This window comes from Staphylococcus sp. HMSC62A08 (genome assembly GCF_001839105.1).
Lineage (GTDB): Bacteria > Bacillota > Bacilli > Staphylococcales > Staphylococcaceae > Staphylococcus > Staphylococcus caprae.
In genome coordinates this window covers 88,221-105,625 of sequence record NZ_KV840027.1, presented here as the reverse complement: position 1 = coordinate 105,625, position 17,405 = coordinate 88,221, and the positions used below count along the sequence as shown (strand labels likewise).

The window sequence follows — 17,405 nt, the reverse complement described above, 5'->3', positions numbered from 1 at the left end:
TATTCCTGCAGGCGTGTCGCCATCAATACTACGTTTATCCATTGAGGATTAAGTTTTTGGCCCTGCCTCACCATATAAAGTTAGATTTTTTTGTCCAACTTTTGAGGTGTACTTCATAAATAGAAATCATCTTAGAGCTCTATTTTAGGATTAATATGACATCCTAACTTATATTGTTTTAATTTTTGTTATGATACTTTGCAATTTCTGCGTCGCGTAATTCAACACGTCTGATTTTTCCTGAATTTGTCTTAGGTAAGTCGTCAACAAATTCAATCGCTCTTGGATATTTGTATGGCGCAACTTCATTTTTACAGAATGTTTGAAGTTCTTTAATAAGTTCTTCACTACCGTTATAGTCATTTTGTAAAATAACAAATGCTTTAACGATGTTACCTCGAATTTCATGAGGACTTGCGACAACCGCACATTCTTTTACTGCAGGATGATTCGTTAACGCATCTTCAACTTCAAAAGGTCCGATTGTATAACCAGAACTAATAATAATGTCATCACGTCGACCTTCGAACCAGAAATAGCCATCTTCATCTTTATGAGCTAAGTCTCCAGTGACATAATACTCACCGGCTGAAGCTGCTTTCGTACGTTCTTCATCTTTATAATAACCTTTAAATAGTGCAGGTAAGTCTAAAGGTACCGCTATATTTCCCTTTGTATGAGGAGGCTCTTCATTACCATCATCATCAATAATAGTGACAAAACTACCTGGAATACCTTTCCCCATTGAACCAGGACGAGGTTCAGTATCTTTTAAGAAACCAATAAGTAACGTACTTTCAGTCTGACCATATCCATCTCTTACTGTTAAATTAAAGTTTCTTTTAAATTGTTCTACAACTTCACGATTAAGAGGCTCTCCTGCTGATACTGCACTGTGTAAGTGTTCCAAATTATAATCTTGCAAGTTATTTAATTTGGCCATCATACGATACTCAGTTGGCGTACAACAAAGCACATTGATTTGATAATCTTGTAGTAATTCAAGATATGTTTCTGGTTGGAAACGCCCATTATAGACAAACGCTGTTGCCCCTGTACCTAGAATAGATAAGAATGGACTCCACACCCATTTTTGCCAACCCGGAGCGGCTGTTGCCCAAACAAGATCATCTTCTTCAATGCATAACCAATGTTTAGGTGCCATTTGTAAATGTGCATAACCCCATCCATGAGAATGTGTAACAGCTTTAGGGTTCCCTGTAGTTCCTGAAGTATATGATAGAATCGCTAAATCATCACGTGAAGTGTCAGCAGTCTCTAACATATCACTTGCCTCAGCCTTTTCATCATCAATAGAAATCCAGCCTTGCTGATGACCTGCGACAATAAATTTAGTTAATTGTTCGTATTCTTTTACACCTTCGAATTCTTTAGTGAGTGAGTGCATCGCAATAACTGCATCAATCTCACCATGTGTAATTCTGTATTGAAGATCTTTCGTACGTAGCATTTCAGAACTCGGTATAATGGCGATGCCTAATTTTAACGCTGCAATGTATAATTCGTATGTTGCAATGGCACGTGGCATGATGATAAGTACTTTATCGCCTTTTTTAAGTCCATGATTTAAAAAGACATTACCCACTTTATTCGCATTATGCATAAGTTCTTCATAACTGACTGAGATATTGTCATGTTCATTATCTTTATAAATAATCGCTTTCTTAGAAGTGTTTGAAGCGTATTTTTCTATTTCAGAAATAATATTGTATTTCTCTGGTGCGAGTAAATCTGATTTATTCATAATTTTACTTCCTTTCAATTCACATTCATACTCATACTATCAAAACTTGATATCCTATCAAACGGATTCCCCTTGCATTATAATAATTTTCTGAATTTTCGTTATGTTAAAACTTGGTGTACTCATAAAAAATAAGAAGTCCTACCCTCTAAATCACTAAAGGGTAAGACTTTATTTAAAAGACGTTTTCAAAGTCTATGTGTTCATTTAATTTTTCTAACTCTACTCTTACATTATATGACAAGTCTCGGTTAACAATCTGATGGTCGACACCTTTTGTTGTACCACGTTTTTTATGTGTCTCTGCGTATTCTCTAGAATTTTGCCAATCATAAAATGCCTGACGACTTTCCCATAATGTAACGATGATATAATGTCTACCATATGTTTTAGGTCTAAGAAATCTTAATGCTTTAAAGCCTGGTACATCTTGCAAATGTTTATCTCTTTGTAAGAACTTATCCTCAAACATCTCTTCATGTCCCTCATTCACAAAAAGATGATTAAGCACACAAAATGTATCATTAGATAGCTGATTAATAGTTTCTAAGACTTCATAATATTGTTTATCATTATTCTTCTCAATCATAAAACAATCATCAGTTTCTTCTATAATATATGTTTTATAAGCGTCATTGATTAACATGTATGATTCCTTCATTTCAATTCAATTTGTAAGTATTAAATTTTGCTTTGTTCGTATAGTGATAGTGACCGTTTAACAACTTCTATGAGTTCGTGATCAAAATTTTTAATTTGATTAAAATAGTGAATAATATTGTCAGCTACTGTCTCTTCTACAGGAAAATGTGCGTCTTGATTAACCCACTCAGCTAATTCACCTAAAGGCGTTTGATCACCAACAAAGTTTTGTATAAATTCATAGAAACTCACACGATCACCTCTTTTTCGTAATATAAATTCATACTATCACGAATTTACAAATAAAACATCATACCAAACTATATCATTTAAATTTTATTTGCATTTATAAAAAAGAAAATACCATAAAAAGGTTGCCATTTTTAAAAGAAACAATGGTACTTTCTATAATTATTTTGTCTTTTGGTGAGGAAGTGTTAACCAAACAATAAAATATGCAGTAAACGCCATCATTGTATTAAACCATAGTCCTATCATCGCACCAAGTTTAGGGTCGAATAATGTGGAAAATATGCTATAAATTGCACCAGATATTGCTACACCAAAGGCACCACCTATAGAGGAAGCCATTTTATAGATACCTGAGGCTACGCCTACCTTTTCTTCGGGTGAATTTGAAATAGCTGTATCAGTAGATGGTGTCGCAAATAATCCTAAACCTAATCCAAACAGCAAGTAACCGAATATACATGAAACGATATACAGTGGAACAGGAAAAAATGTAATCGACATTAAAAAGATTCCAATCGTAGTCGACATTGTACCAATAAGCATAGGTTTCCTTGGTCCAAATTCTTGTAAGATTTTCTCCCCAACTCTTATCATTGCGAGGACCGCTATCAAATAAGTCACTGATAATAACCCTGTTTCAAAGGAACTTAAGCCTATACCTTGTTGTACAAATGTGTTAGTAACAAGGAGCGTACCAGCTACTGTATTGATTAAAAAATTTGCAAGCGTCGCACTGGTGTAGTATCGATTCTTAAATAATGAAAAATCGGTGAGTGGATTGATTTTCCTACTTTCAAAAATAAAAAACAGAATGGCTGAGAGTACAAATGCAACGGCTAACGATACAATCGCTACTGAAAAGAGACCTAATTGTGCAGATTGAGTAATGATAACATTGAGACTGAGCATCATAATAACAAGTAAATGAGCCCAACAATATCAAATTTTCTTGCCGAAGTATTGTGATTCTTAGATTCTGGTGTCCCTTTAATTAATATTAAGGAAATAACGGAGACCACTATCGAAAAAATAAATATCCATTTCCAACCTAAGAATGTAGCAATGATACCTCCAAATAGTGAGGCAAAACCAGAGCCTCCCCAAGAGCCAATGGACCAATAACTTAATGCTCTTCTACGATGGTTTCCATGATAATACGCTTTAATTAATGATAATGTCGCTGGCATGATTGCTGCAGCAGATAATCCTTGGATGGCCCGACCTACTAATAATAGTGGCGTAAAGTCAGTAACGATAATTAATAAAGAGCCGATAATATTAAGCCAAAGCCCTATTATAGTAAGGCGTACGCGACCAAAATTATCGGCTAAACTACCCGCTCCTACTACAAACATGCCACTAAATAAAGCGGTTAGACTAACCGCGATACTGATTGTACTTAAATAACTTCCGAATGAAGTTTGTAAAGTTGGAATGACATTAATTAGCGAGTTAGCAAACAGCCAAAATGTGATGACTGCAAGAACGATACCCGCTAAAAGTTGTCGTGTCCCATTATATTCTTGTTGCTGATTCATTGATGTTTCATTCTCCTTTTAACTTAAATAATCTAAAACAACAGTACCCACAGCTTCTGCAGCTACAAGCATTGATGATTCACTAATATTAAATTTTGGATGATGATGAGGGTAGATCTCTCCATCTTCTGGCGCTGCTCCCGAATAAATAAATGTACTAGGCAGTTCAGCAGCATAAAACGCAAAATCTTCTGATGGTGGTTGCGGTTCACAGATTTCTACACCTTTAATATCTTCTATTTTCGCATTTTTAATCGTTTCTGCAACATATGATGTAAAATCTGGATCATTATATAAGGCTGGATAATCCTTTTTAAATTCAAACTCACACGTCACGCCAAAGGTTTCTTCCAAACCATTAACAAGTCGTGTTAATTCGTCTTGAATGGTGTCCCTCGTAGCATCCGTGAGTGCACGTACGTCTCCTTCTATTTCAATTTGGTCTTTAATGACATTGAATTGGCCTTTACCATCAAAGGAACCGATTGTCACGACGCCTGTTTCAAATGGACTCAGTCGTCTAGAAACTACGGTTTGAGCAGTTGTTACAAAGTTCGCTCCAGCAACAATTGCATCATTTGCCATATGAGGTGATGACCCGTGTCCACCCTTACCTTGTACCACTAATTTAAAATAAGCACGTCCGGTTTGAACAAATCCTTCTCGATAAAAGACTTTCCCTGCTTCCATCGTACTCATTACGTGTGCACCTAACACATGATCCACACCATCAAGCACGCCATCATTAATCATGCCTTGGGCACCACCTGGTGGCATTTCTTCAGCTGGCTGATGAATAATCACAATTTTACCTTTGAATTGATCCTTCATTTCTATTAGTGTTTCTCCAAGAATGAGCATATAAGCTGTATGTGCATCATGCCCACATGCATGCATCACACCTTTATTTTTGGAGGCAAATGAAAGTCCGGTTTGTTCTTCAATTGGTAGTGCATCAAAGTCTGCACGTATCGCAAGCGTCTTCCCAGGCTTACCGCTATCAACCGTCACTTTGACACCATTAGGTCCTACATTTGTTTCAACATCACAATCTTTATCTTTGTAGAAGTCTGCAATGTATTGAGGTGTCTCTGTTTCATGAAATGAAAGTTCTGGATGTTCGTGAAGATAACGTCTCATCTCTATCATTTTACTTTCTTTTTCACGTAAACGTTTAATTAATTCTTGATTCATTGAAATCCTCTCCTCAATACAATTATAAAACTTAATTGCGAAAGAATGTTGTGCAGTGTCTTTTTACTATATATTTAAAAAATGTTAAACACAATTATCGTTGGTATCTTTTCCACATAAAAAAGCACACCTCAATTAATGATAATTGAAGTGTGCGCGCAGTCTTATTTATGAATTAATGTTGATAAAATGGATCGTCTTCCATAGCGCCAGCTTTTTCGTCATGAACACCATGTTTATAATAATCTACATATTGTGGTTCAAGTGGTTGTCTGCCTCGAATAATGTCGGCTGCTTTTTCAGCTAACATTAATACTGGTGCGTGAATATTACCATTTGTTGTACGTGGCATTGCTGAAGCATCTACGACACGTAAGTTTTCCATGCCATGCACTTTCATTGTTAATGGGTCTACAACTGCCATTGGGTCAGAAGAAGGTCCCATTTTCGCACTACAAGATGGGTGTAATGCCGTTTCACCATCTTTACGAACCCAATCTAAAATTTCTTCATCAGTTTGTACTTCAGGTCCTGGTGAAATTTCTCCTCCATTGTATGGATCCATTGCTTTTTGTTTAAGAATATTTCTAGCAACTCGGATTGCTTCTACCCATTCGCGCTCGTCTTCTTTCGTTGATAAGTAGTTAAACACGATGCTTGGTTTTTCAAATGGATCTTTAGATTTAATCTTCAAGCTACCTCTTGAATTTGAATACATTGGACCCACGTGTACTTGGTAACCATGTGCGACAGGGGCTTTCTGACCGTCATAACGTACCGCAATTGGTAAGAAGTGGAACATTAAGTTAGGATAATCTACCTCATCATTTGATCTTACGAATGCACCACCTTCAAAGTGGTTAGACGCTGCCGCACCTTTACGTGCGAAAATCCATTGCAATCCGATGAAAGGCATACGTTTAACATCAAGGCTTGGTTGTAATGATACAGGTTCTTTACATTTATGTTGAATGTAAACTTCCAAGTGGTCTTCAAAGTTTTCACCTACACCTGGTAAATGCATACGTGGTTCAATTCCTTTAGATTTTAGGAATTCTGAGTCACCGATACCAGACAATTGTAGTAATTGAGGTGTATTAAATGCACCTCCAGATAAAATGACTTCGTTTGCTTTGACTGTTTGTTCTTTACCATTTTTCTTAAATGTTACACCCGTTACTTTTTTACTATTATTCTCATCAAAGTTTAACTTAGTAACGAAGGCACGTGTCTCAACATCTAAATTTCTACGTCTCATAGCTGGACGTAAATAAGCTCTAGATGCTGACATACGACGACCATGGTGGACTTGACTATCAAATGGTCCGAATCCTTCTTGTCTAAAACCATTCACATCTGGCGTTTTGTGATAGCCTGCTTCAACACCTGCATTAAAAAAGGATTTAAATAAAGGATTTGTTGCTGGTCCACGTTTTAATTTAACTGGTCCATTATGTCCGCGAACTTTATCATATGGTGACGCACCGTATGTAGTTTCTAACTTTTTAAAATAAGGTAAGCAGTGCGCAAAGTCCCATGTTTCCATGCCTTTAGGTTCTGCCCAACCTTCGTAATCCATTGGGTTACCTCTTTGATAAATCATTCCGTTGATTGAACTTGAACCGCCAAGTACTTTCCCTCTGGCATGATCGACTTTACGTCCCATATGTGGTTCTTCTTCAGTTTGATATCTCCAATCATAGAATGGGTTACCTGAAGGGAACATAAGCGCTGCTGGCATTTGAATAAATAAATCCCAGAAATAGTCACTACGTCCTGCTTCTAATACTAAAACATTTTTATCTTTATCTTCAGAAAGACGGGCTCCTAGTACTGAACCTGCACTACCGCCACCGATAATGATGTAATCATATGAATCGTGTTTTCTTCTCATCGAATTCGACCTCCAAAATTGATTTGTTTTCTTTGTTTCTCAACATCTCTTTCTTAAAAGGTTTCACATATTGAAGTGAGCGCTCTTGTTCGAATTTAGCGCTCACTCGCAATTGTTTTTTATTAATAATAATAAATTATGAACTTATGACTTATTTACTAAACCAATTAACTGGTTCTGGATTAGTATTCGTTAAGATATGCTTTGTAATTAAGTACTCTTCAAGACCTTCTTTACCAAGTTCTCTACCGATACCTGATTGTTTATAACCACCCCATGGTGCTTGAGCGAAATAAGGATGGAAATCATTAATCCAAACTGTGCCAAGTTTTAATTTATTCGCAACGCGTTGTGCCTTACCCATATCTTTAGAAAATACAGCACCCGCTAAACCATAAATAGAATCATTAGCTAAACGGATTGCTTCTTCTTCGTCTTCAAAGCCTTCCACAGTAACAACTGGACCGAAGACTTCTTCTTGTACAATACGCATTGAAGTATCACAATCAGTGATTACAGTAGGTTCGAAGAATAAACCATCTTGTAAGTCTTCACGCTCTGGACGCTTACCACCGATAGCAATTGTGGCACCTTCTTGTTTTGCAATTTCCATGTAATTTTCAATTTTCTCACGATGTGCAGTTGAAATCACTGGTCCCATTTCAGTATCTTCATCAAAGCCGTTACCTACTTTTATCTTACTTACACGATCGATAAGTGCCTTTTCAAATTGATCTTTAATACTATTGTGAACTAAAATTCTTGAACCTGCGGAGCACACTTGACCTGCGTGGAAATAGCCACCATTTAAAGCTTGGTCTACTGCTAATTCGAAGTCTGCATCATCAAAGATGATATTTGGATTCTTACCGCCAAGTTCTAATGCCACTTCTGTTACGTTATCTGCCGCTTGTTTCATAATATGTTTACCAGTTTCGATACCGCCTGTGAATGATACTAAGTCAACTTCTTTATGACCTGACATCACGTCACCAACTTCTGAGCCAGCACCTAATACTAAGTTAATTGTACCTTTAGGGAAACCAACTTCTTCCATTAGCTCAAATACGCGAATCGTAGTTAAAGGCGTAATTTCACTAGGTTTCATCACTAGAGAGCAACCTGTCGCAAGTGCAGGCGCAATCTTCCAAGATGCTTGTAATAAAGGATAATTCCATGGTGTAATTTGTGTTACAACACCGATTGGTTCTTTGACAACCTTGCTTTCAGAATTTGGAATTGGCGTGTTGATAATCTCGCCACCATCTTTATCCGCTAATCCTGCGAAATACATGAACACATTATGAATATCATCCATATCAGCATATGATTCTTCTAATGTTTTACCTGTATCTAACGTTTCAAGTTTTGCGAGCTCTTCACGATTTTCTTTAATTTTATCTGCAACAACTCTTACTTTTTTACCTCTAACTTCAGCTGTTTCAAGTGACCATTCGCCCTCTTCAAATGATCTTCTTGCTGCTAGAATAGCTCTTTCAACATCTTCTTTTGTACCTTCAGCTACAGTAAAGATGACTTCTTGATTGTAAGGATTTATGATATCTCTAGTATTTTTATTTGAACTTTCAACCCACTCACCATCAATATATTGGCGATTTGATAATTTATCTACAAGTTCCATCAAAACAACCTCCGTTAAGTTTGTTAAATTTTTATTTAACGAATTTTACAAATTTATGTTAGCATAGGTATTGAAAACGTGTCAATTTCTTAAAAAATATTTGTAAAACGCATGTTATAAAGTCAAAGTAAGTTACAATAACAACTATGACAAAACAAATTAATAAAGTGATTTTCATTTTTGAAAAAAGGTTTTATAATAGTTTGGCATATTTAAAATTTTAAAAATTACGTTACATAGCTTAATTAACGTGGTAAAATGCAATATTAGAAATTGGAGGTGCAGTGATGACACGTTCAAATAGCGACGCGCACCAAGTTGAACAAGCCAAAGATTTAGTGATTAACTCAATTGGTGAAACGATGGATTTATACGGTATCAACCGTAGTGTCGGAAATTTATACGGCATTATGGTATTTGAAGGTAGTATGACTCTAGATGAAATGCGTCAACAACTTCAAATGAGTAAACCAAGTATGAGTTCAGGTGTTAAGAAGCTTCAAGAATTTGATATTGTTAAACAGCAATTCACACGTGGAAGTCGTAAGCAACATTTTATTGCTGAGAAAGACTTCTTTAATTTTTTCCGTAATTTCTTCACTCGAAAATGGGAACGAGAGATTGATACGAATATGGAGGCAATTAAAGATGCAGAAAAGATTATCAATCCACTTTTAAATAAAGATCATTTAGATGAAGCAGACAAAGAAGACGCGTTAAATGTTAAAGCACAATTAGATCATTCAAAAGTTTACTATGAATGGTTAGCGCAACTTTGCGAGGCATTAGAAACTGGCGAAATATTTAAATACTTCCCAATTCCTGAACATAAAAATGAAGAAAATTAAGTTACAAAACATTAAAAAGCCAAGAGATTGCGACGTCAAAACGTCACTTTTCTCTTGGCTTTTCTTTATAGTTATAGATTATCGTCTTCTGGTTTTTCTTTCACTTGAACAATTCTAAGCGAACGACGTTCAACCTCTTTCAGTTTATCTGCACGCTTTTCAAGTTTAATCCTATCTCGACCCAATATGATTAAGAAGGATATCATCATAAAGGCGAAGATAACGATTAATGGAACACTTGCTAAAATTGAAGCAGTTTTCAGTACTTGAAGTGCTCTTTCGCCACCCACTAACATGAGTGAGAATGGTAATAAACATAATGCGAATGCCCAAAATAGACGATTTGCTCTTAAAGGTTCACCGATAACTTTTTTCTGAGATGCAGCTGCTAAGATGTATGAACCAGAATCAAAGGTAGTTGCTAAGAATAAGAATGCTGAAATTAAGAATAAAATAATTGTAATTGTTGGGAATGGTAGTTGATGCATTACTTCGATAATCGTCGCTTCAGTACCATGACTGTTTAAGTAATTAATAACATTAAACTGTTCAGTAATTTGTAGGTAAACTGCATAGTTACCAAAGATACCGAAGAATAATACACATCCTAACGTACCATAACAGATTGTACCAAGAACGACTTCTTTCAGGGTACGACCTTTAGATATACGTGCGATGAATAAACCAATAAATGGCGCATATACTAACCACCAAGACCAATAGAAAATTGTCCAATCTTGTGGGAAGTGTGTCTCTTTACGTCCGTGAATACCTCCAAATGGTTCCATCCATGTCGCCATATGGAAGAAATCTCTTAGCATATTACCAAAGCCTGTCACAGTTGTTTCCATAATAAACACTGTTGGCCCTACGATAAATACAAAGGCTAAAAGTACAAATGAAAGCCACACGTTGACGTCACTTAATTTTTGAATACCTTTTTTCAATCCAGTATAAGAACTAATTGCGAAAATAACTGTAATTGTTAAAAGAATGATTGAACGTAAAACCATGTTTGTTCCATCTAAACCAGTTAACTTTTCGACACCTGCTGAAATCATAGGAACACCTAGTGCTAATGATGTAGCGGCACCACCAAGTAAACCGAAGATGAATAAAATATCTACTAATTTACCAACAAATTTATCTGTTTGACCTTTTAAGATAGGTCGACAAGCTTGGCTGATCTTATAGATTGGTTGTTTCTTAACGAATACAAGATAGCCAATAGGTAATGCAGGAAGAACATAAATTGCCCATGCGATAGGGCCCCAATGGAACATACCGTATTGCGTAGCATATTGTAGTGCTTCGTCAGACATTGATTTCGCGCCGTTTGGTGGCACTTGATAATAGAATGCCCACTCTATGACACCCCAATATAAAATATCTGAACCGATACCAGCACAAAATAGCATTGCAGCCCATGTGAAATTATTAAATTCTGGTTTGTCACTTGCCTTCCCTAACGTGACATTACCGTACTTACCAAATGCTATGTATAGAACGAAGCAGAATATTGCAAGCCCCATAAATAAATACACAGAACCAATTGAATTTGAAATGGCACTATTGATATCTGTGATGATAGTTTCACTTGCTTTTGGAAAGGCCATCATAGGTATAACAGCAAAAAGTAATACGACAACTACACCTATAAAGGTCGGCCAGTCCATAACTTTTTCCTTTTTCAATTGTGATCCCCCTAATATTATTTTATGAATCGTGTTGTTCAATTACGCTCAATTTTTATTGATTCACAAAAAAGACAATAACGAAGTTTTAATAATAATGCAAATTCCATACAAATATTTTAGATGACTTGATTGAATATTTATATAGTTTTAAACATTTTGATGTTCATACAAAATGACTATGACAACAGTGTTAAATTAAAATTTAACAAAATGAACGAACTTTACAGAATGTTCTCTTTGGATTTTTATGCACTTTTATTGAATAATTATTTATTTTCAAAAATGTATTTCTTCATCAAAGTATTTCAATTTTTTCAAATAAAAACTACTTCCCCATTTGATTGGAAAAGTAGTTTGAATTTCATCTCAATTTTTAATATCCCAATAATGTTTTAATTAGGAATCCTGTAATGATAGATACAGTAATAACGAAAAATCCTGGTACGATGAAGCTTGTTGGTCTCGTTCGTCCCGTTTCGTCCAGTTCAACAGCAAAAAGTAATGTAGGTTGTGCGGGTATAACAAAGTTAACATTTAATGTTTGGACCATTGCGACAAAATAAATAGGTGGTATACCTATACTCATTACAATTGGCACCATTATTGAAGCTGTCGCAGTTTGTGAAATGACAATCATTGCAACCACAGATACTAAGATAATGACTAACCAAGGAACCTGACTGACAGTTTGACCAATGTCATTTTTTAATATCTTTAAGTTTTGAGGTGCATTAAAGATTGTAGCTCCTAACCATCCTGGTCCTAATACTGCAAACAATGCTCCCATCGCTGACTGTGTAATATGTGATGAAAGAATCTCAGACGTATTAATTTTAATTAATAGTAAGTTGATTGCTGCGCTTAAGTACATAAAGGATTGTACAATCTCTGTCATTTCAACTTTTACTATCTTTCCATTTACATTAAATTCTGGCATCAGATGTGGAAATATACCAAAGGTTAAAATTCCCATAACACAAATTAGAAAGGCTAGCACGCCTATTTTTACTTTTCCTGAAAATTCACTTTCAAGTTCAACCTCTGGAATTTGAACTAAACGCTCTGAATTATCACGTACCTTCTCTTTACGTCCGACAAACGTACAGAACACACTCAGTAATAGCATACTAATGATTGCTGTTGGTAATACAATACTCAAATATTTCCCCATTGAGATATGATAACCCGCTAAAACTGAAATAATGTACGCAGTTGCTGAAGCAGCCGGACTACAAAGTAATGCCAAATTGGCAGTCAATACTGAAGCAGTCAATGCACGTTTAGGTTGAATGTGTGCTTTCTGAGCAGTCTTTGCAATAATCGGTTCTAAAGATAAAGCGATATTCGCTGTTCCGATCCCAAACACGAATAGGAACACAATCATTGGCGCTATAAAAATAATAGATTTGGGAAAACGTTCAATCACACGTGATGCAATATAAACTAAGTAGTCGATACCGCCAGTAGCTTGAAGTGTCCCACCTGCGATGCCGATAGAAAGAATAATTAAAACTGCTGTAACAGGGGCTGAACCTGGAGGTAATTGAAATACAAATATCATAATCAGCTGTGCAACAATGGCAAAGATACCACAACCAAGCGCACCGGCTGTTCTAAGTCCTAATAGTATCGCTAGAATCATTATGATGATTTCTATGATAAACAATAACATGGAAGGATCTCCTTACTCTTGATGAACGAATTTAGTCATTATCTATATTTTATCATTTAAAGATGTAATAAGTATATATATATCAAGAATATTATTATTCTTCGCTTTAACAACGTTTAATCATTATCACTTTTCATCATTATCGTCGTTTCATTTATTTGAAATTTCATGTTAGATATAAAAAAGGATAGTCTGATACATAATAATCTAAAAATAAAAGCAGTAAGATGATTTCAATAAGGATTCATCTCACTGCTACATTTATATTCAATACTTCGTATTGCTTAGGCTCCCTTGCCGCGGGCATGGCTTGAGCCTGTAGTCTCAAGACGCATGCTATTCCTGCAGGCGTGTCGCCATCAATACTTCGTATATTTTTCAAAATTAGACTTTCACCCGCTTCTTCAAGACACATATTCAATAATGACGTCATGTTGTAACGAATCATGAACGTTAATGACACGCTGATTTAACGATCCTTTATAAGGCAAATTAGGTTTATAAAGTTGGTACATAAAAAGCCCATCTACTAATACATCAGTAAGTTCTAGTAATTCTCGACGTTCATCTGTTTGATGTTTTAAATATTCAAAAAGAAACCCAGTCCATATCCAAATTGTTTTACTATGTCCGAACCGTTGTCTAAAAGCACGGGCAATGCGTAACGTAATATTTAAGTTACAAAATGGTTCTCCACCTAAAATACTTAATCCTGAAATATAGGAAGGCTCACAATTCTCCAATATTTCCTCTAAAATATCTTCTGAAAATGTTTCACCATATTTAAAATTTTGTGCCTTCTCGTTATAGCATTTTTTACATTGGAAAGGACAACCAGAAACATACACACTACAACGGACGCCTTCACCATCAACAAAACTGTGACTTTCAATTTTCGCGATATGATTCTGTCCAGTTTTAATGTCTAATAGACTCATGAGCGCGGTTCCTTCATATGTTTGACTCTTGCGCAAATTTCTTTCTGACGTCCTTCGATGACAGGTCTTTGAACGGGGTTGCCTAAATAGCCACATGTTCGTTTAACCACATCGACAGTTTTAGGGTCGCTATTGCCACAATGTGGACATTTATAACCATTTTCAGTCGTTTCAAAATCCCCGTCATAATCACATTTATAACAATGATCAATTGGTATATTTGTTCCTAAATAGCCAACTTTATCGTATGAATAGTCCCATACTGCTTCTAAAGCTTTAAGATTATGGTTCAATTTAGGATATTCACAATAGTGTATGAAACCTCCACTAGCGTAGTAAGGGTAATCCTTTTCAAAATCTAACTTCTCAAAAGGTGTGACATCTTTACGTACGTCGTAATGGAATGAATTCTGATAGTAACCTTTGTCAGTGATATCAGGTATGTCACCAAAACGTTCTCTATCTAATCGACAGAATCGGTCTGTTAATGACTCACTTGGCGTGCTATAAATACTGAACCAAATATCATATTTCTCTGTCCATTCGTTCTGATAATGTTTCATCTCTCTGAGGATATCTAATGTAAACGTCTTAGCTTCTTGATTACTTTCCCAATCTGGTCCGTAAAACATTGTAGCTGCTTCATATAAGCCTATGTAACCCATTGAAATCGTAGCACGTTGTTGCTTAAATAGTGCGTCTACGTCTTCTGACGCTTTCAATTTGTATTTAAATGCACCACTTTTGTATAAGATAGGCGCATTATTAGGTATCGCATCTTTTAAACGTTCAATTCTATACACTAACGCATCATGCATGAGTTCCATTCTTTTTTCGAAAATATCCCAAAACATATTCATGTCACCATTAGACTCAATAGCAATTCTTGGAACATTCAATGTAACGACGCCAAGGTTACAGCGTCCATTATTTTCAAAATGACCCTCAGCATCTTTCCAACTAGGTAAGAATGATCGACAACCCATCGGCGCTTTGAAATCACCTAATAACTCAATAAGTTTATCGTAATTGAGAATATCAGGGTACATACGTTTCGTAGAACATTCTAGTGCGAGTTGTTTAATGTCATAGTTTGGGTCAGTAGGATTAAAGTTAACACCTTTCTTTATTGAAAATACTAGTTTAGGGAAAATGGCAGTCATACGATCTTTACCAAGTCCTTTAATTCTTGTACGCAAAATAGCCTGTTGAATTTTACGGCTTAATTCATCTGTCCCAAGTCCAAATCCTAATGTTACAAACGGTGTTTGTCCATTTGAAGTATAAAGTGTATTGATTTCATACTCTAAACTTTCAATCGCGTCTCCAATGTCTTTTGTAACTTGTTTATCTACGTAGGCCTCTAATTTATCCGGTTGAACAAATTCTTGAGCTACTTTACGGTGATGTTGTGCGTTAAGTTGAGCATATGTACTTAATAATTCGTCTACACGGTCAACTGTACAGCCACCATACTGACTACTAGACACATTTGCGATGATTTGAACAAGTTGTGCTGAGGCAGTTTGTATTGATTTAGGAGAAGTGACATGTGCGTTGCCTATTTCAAATCCATTTTCCAACATATCTTTCGCATCAATTAAGCAGCAATTCGTTAGTGGTTGAAAAGGATGATAATCTAAATCATGGAAATGTATATCTCCTGACAAATGTGCTTCGGCAACTTGTTTAGGAAGTAAATGTTCGAGTGCATAGGACTTTGACACAGTACCTGCTGTTAAATCTCTCATCGTTGAGAATGTATTACTATCTTTATTTGCATTTTCATTTAATATAGTAGGATCTTTAGTAATTAATCGAGTTAACGATTGCTCTAATGTCGTCATTTTTATCACCTTTCTCTATATATAGTATCTATTTTTAAAATATAACACTATATATAGTATTACAATGAATAACCTAGTCGTTCACAGAAACGTCACAAAGAGTTTAACTTTTAGTGAACTATATGTATGACGAATAGATTGTTGCAGACAATTAAAAAATGTCCTAACAAATGACAATTAATTCAAGTGTTAGGACATTCATATTTATTTAAATTATTTATTTTTATCTTCTATATTATGATTATGAGCAAATTTATCTTTAGCCTTATCAGCTTCATGATGTGTTTTGTCTTTAGTTTGATTTTCTAATGTCTCTGTTTCATCACCTGTATGCCCTTTTGCCATTTCAAGATTCTTCTCCGTATTCTTACGTTTTTCGGCTTTTGAACGTTTATCATAAGCACGTTCTTCATATACTGAACCTACCGTTAATATGAGTATGACAGCAATAGTAACAATAATAATTACTGCTAATATTATCCACATCCAAATATTAAATTCCATGCGATTTCACCATCCTCAACACTTTTTAGTTAGTTTAATGCTATTCTTAGTTGTGTTTTTCCCTTAAATAACGTGTTCAATCACATAAGACTATGTATTGTTGATGGCTATTCCACTTTTCGAAAATAAATGCAAAAAAAGCCACGAACCTCTACCGATTCGTGACTTCAATATTAAATATATTTGTGGATACAAAATTATGAAATATAGTTATAAGCGCTTGCTTGGCTAGCTGAAATTGTACGTGTAGATACAACACCAGGTCCGCCGTTATAGTTCATTTCAGATACTTTTACAGAACCGTCGTTGTTTACGTTTTCAACATATGCAACATGACCGAAAGCACCTTGTGATGTTTGCATTACCGCACCTTGTTTAGGTTTGTTATTTACTGTGTAGCCGTCTTGTGCAGCTGCGTTAGCCCAGTTATTAGCGTTGCCCCATGTAGAACCGATTTTACCGCCTACTTTGTCAAATACATAATAAGTACATTGACCTGAAGTGTAAAGGTTTGAACCTGAAGATGTTTGACCTGAGAATGCAGCTGATGAATGGTTTGAAGATTGTTGTGTTGGTGCAGATTGTGTAGTAACTTTAACGTTTCTATCTGAAGTTGAATAGCTTGCACCTAAACCTCCGCCATTATTGTTTGATTGATATGATTGAGTTTGGTTGTTATTTGAACCATTGTAATTGTAGCTATAATAATTATTTGAATTATAGTTTTGAGTACCTTGGTTAGCATTTGAGTAGTTAGCGTTATTTCCTTGTTGAGCTTGATTAGGGCTCCAGTTACCTTGCCAATTGTAGTGATAATTACCTTGTTGATCAATTGTATAAGTGTAGCTGTATGAATAAGGATCATTAGGGTTATATCCGTTATTGTTATTTTCCGCTGCATCTGCATCATGTTGCATGAAACCGAATGTTGCAATACCTGCTGTTGCGATTGTAGCTGTAGCGATTTTTTTC

13 protein-coding genes and 1 pseudogene are annotated in these 17,405 nt (G+C 35.5%); 1 reads left to right on the top strand and 13 read right to left on the bottom strand.

Annotated elements, in window-relative coordinates; all coding sequences use genetic code 11:
• Nucleotides 1-178: 178 nt before the first annotated feature.
• From mbcS to betB, 7 genes and pseudogenes are all read right to left on the bottom strand, one after another.
• Nucleotides 179-1,765: an acyl-CoA synthetase MbcS gene (gene mbcS, locus HMPREF3264_RS01280; protein ID WP_070871661.1), complete on the bottom strand. Its 1,587-nt coding sequence runs from the start codon at nucleotides 1,763-1,765 to the stop codon at nucleotides 179-181.
• A gap of 175 nt (nucleotides 1,766-1,940) precedes the next feature.
• Nucleotides 1,941-2,411, bottom strand: coding sequence for an antibiotic biosynthesis monooxygenase family protein (locus tag HMPREF3264_RS01275; protein WP_049402006.1), 471 nt, complete (start codon nucleotides 2,409-2,411; stop codon nucleotides 1,941-1,943).
• 35 nt (nucleotides 2,412-2,446) lie between these two features.
• A complete protein-coding gene (locus tag HMPREF3264_RS01270) occupies nucleotides 2,447-2,659 on the bottom strand; it encodes a sterile alpha motif-like domain-containing protein (protein ID WP_002444476.1) in 213 nt (70 codons plus the stop codon).
• Nucleotides 2,660-2,818: 159 nt separating this feature from the next.
• Nucleotides 2,819-4,197: pseudogene (locus tag HMPREF3264_RS01265) on the bottom strand (MFS transporter).
• Between the two features lie 18 nt (nucleotides 4,198-4,215).
• Nucleotides 4,216-5,391, bottom strand: a complete 1,176-nt coding sequence (locus HMPREF3264_RS01260) for an amidohydrolase (protein WP_070871660.1) — start codon at nucleotides 5,389-5,391, stop codon at nucleotides 4,216-4,218.
• A gap of 175 nt (nucleotides 5,392-5,566) precedes the next feature.
• Nucleotides 5,567-7,285, bottom strand: a complete 1,719-nt coding sequence (gene betA / locus HMPREF3264_RS01255; protein ID WP_002444481.1) for a choline dehydrogenase — start codon at nucleotides 7,283-7,285, stop codon at nucleotides 5,567-5,569.
• 151 nt (nucleotides 7,286-7,436) lie between these two features.
• Nucleotides 7,437-8,927, bottom strand: a complete 1,491-nt coding sequence (gene betB / locus HMPREF3264_RS01250; protein WP_070871659.1) for a betaine-aldehyde dehydrogenase — start codon at nucleotides 8,925-8,927, stop codon at nucleotides 7,437-7,439.
• Nucleotides 8,928-9,214: 287 nt separating this feature from the next.
• Here betB and HMPREF3264_RS01245 point away from each other — a divergent pair, with 287 nt between their 5' ends.
• Nucleotides 9,215-9,775, top strand: a complete 561-nt coding sequence (locus HMPREF3264_RS01245) for a choline uptake/conversion transcriptional regulator CudC (RefSeq protein ID WP_002444485.1) — start codon at nucleotides 9,215-9,217, stop codon at nucleotides 9,773-9,775.
• Nucleotides 9,776-9,846: 71 nt separating this feature from the next.
• Here HMPREF3264_RS01245 and HMPREF3264_RS01240 read toward each other — a convergent pair whose 3' ends face one another.
• The 6 genes from HMPREF3264_RS01240 to HMPREF3264_RS01215 form a co-directional block, all read right to left on the bottom strand.
• Nucleotides 9,847-11,469 (bottom strand): BCCT family transporter, encoded by a 1,623-nt coding sequence (locus tag HMPREF3264_RS01240; protein ID WP_049402003.1) that lies wholly within the window; start codon nucleotides 11,467-11,469, stop codon nucleotides 9,847-9,849.
• Between the two features lie 376 nt (nucleotides 11,470-11,845).
• Complete coding sequence (locus tag HMPREF3264_RS01235) at nucleotides 11,846-13,144, bottom strand: anaerobic C4-dicarboxylate transporter family protein (RefSeq protein ID WP_070871658.1); 1,299 nt, start codon at nucleotides 13,142-13,144, stop codon at nucleotides 11,846-11,848.
• A gap of 404 nt (nucleotides 13,145-13,548) precedes the next feature.
• Nucleotides 13,549-14,082 carry an anaerobic ribonucleoside-triphosphate reductase activating protein gene (gene nrdG / locus HMPREF3264_RS01230; RefSeq protein ID WP_070871657.1) on the bottom strand — a complete coding sequence of 178 codons (534 nt, stop codon included), beginning with the start codon at nucleotides 14,080-14,082 and terminating at the stop codon, nucleotides 13,549-13,551.
• Nucleotides 14,079-15,929 carry an anaerobic ribonucleoside-triphosphate reductase gene (nrdD, locus tag HMPREF3264_RS01225; RefSeq protein ID WP_070871656.1) on the bottom strand — a complete coding sequence of 617 codons (1,851 nt, stop codon included), beginning with the start codon at nucleotides 15,927-15,929 and terminating at the stop codon, nucleotides 14,079-14,081. The genes nrdG and nrdD overlap by 4 nt, the downstream gene beginning before the upstream one ends.
• Nucleotides 15,930-16,142: 213 nt before the next feature.
• Nucleotides 16,143-16,433: a hypothetical protein gene (locus HMPREF3264_RS01220; RefSeq protein ID WP_002444498.1), complete on the bottom strand. Its 291-nt coding sequence runs from the start codon at nucleotides 16,431-16,433 to the stop codon at nucleotides 16,143-16,145.
• A 197-nt stretch (nucleotides 16,434-16,630) separates the two neighbouring features.
• A partial coding sequence (locus HMPREF3264_RS01215) for a CHAP domain-containing protein (RefSeq protein WP_070871655.1) occupies nucleotides 16,631-17,405 on the bottom strand: 775 nt, incomplete at its 5' end.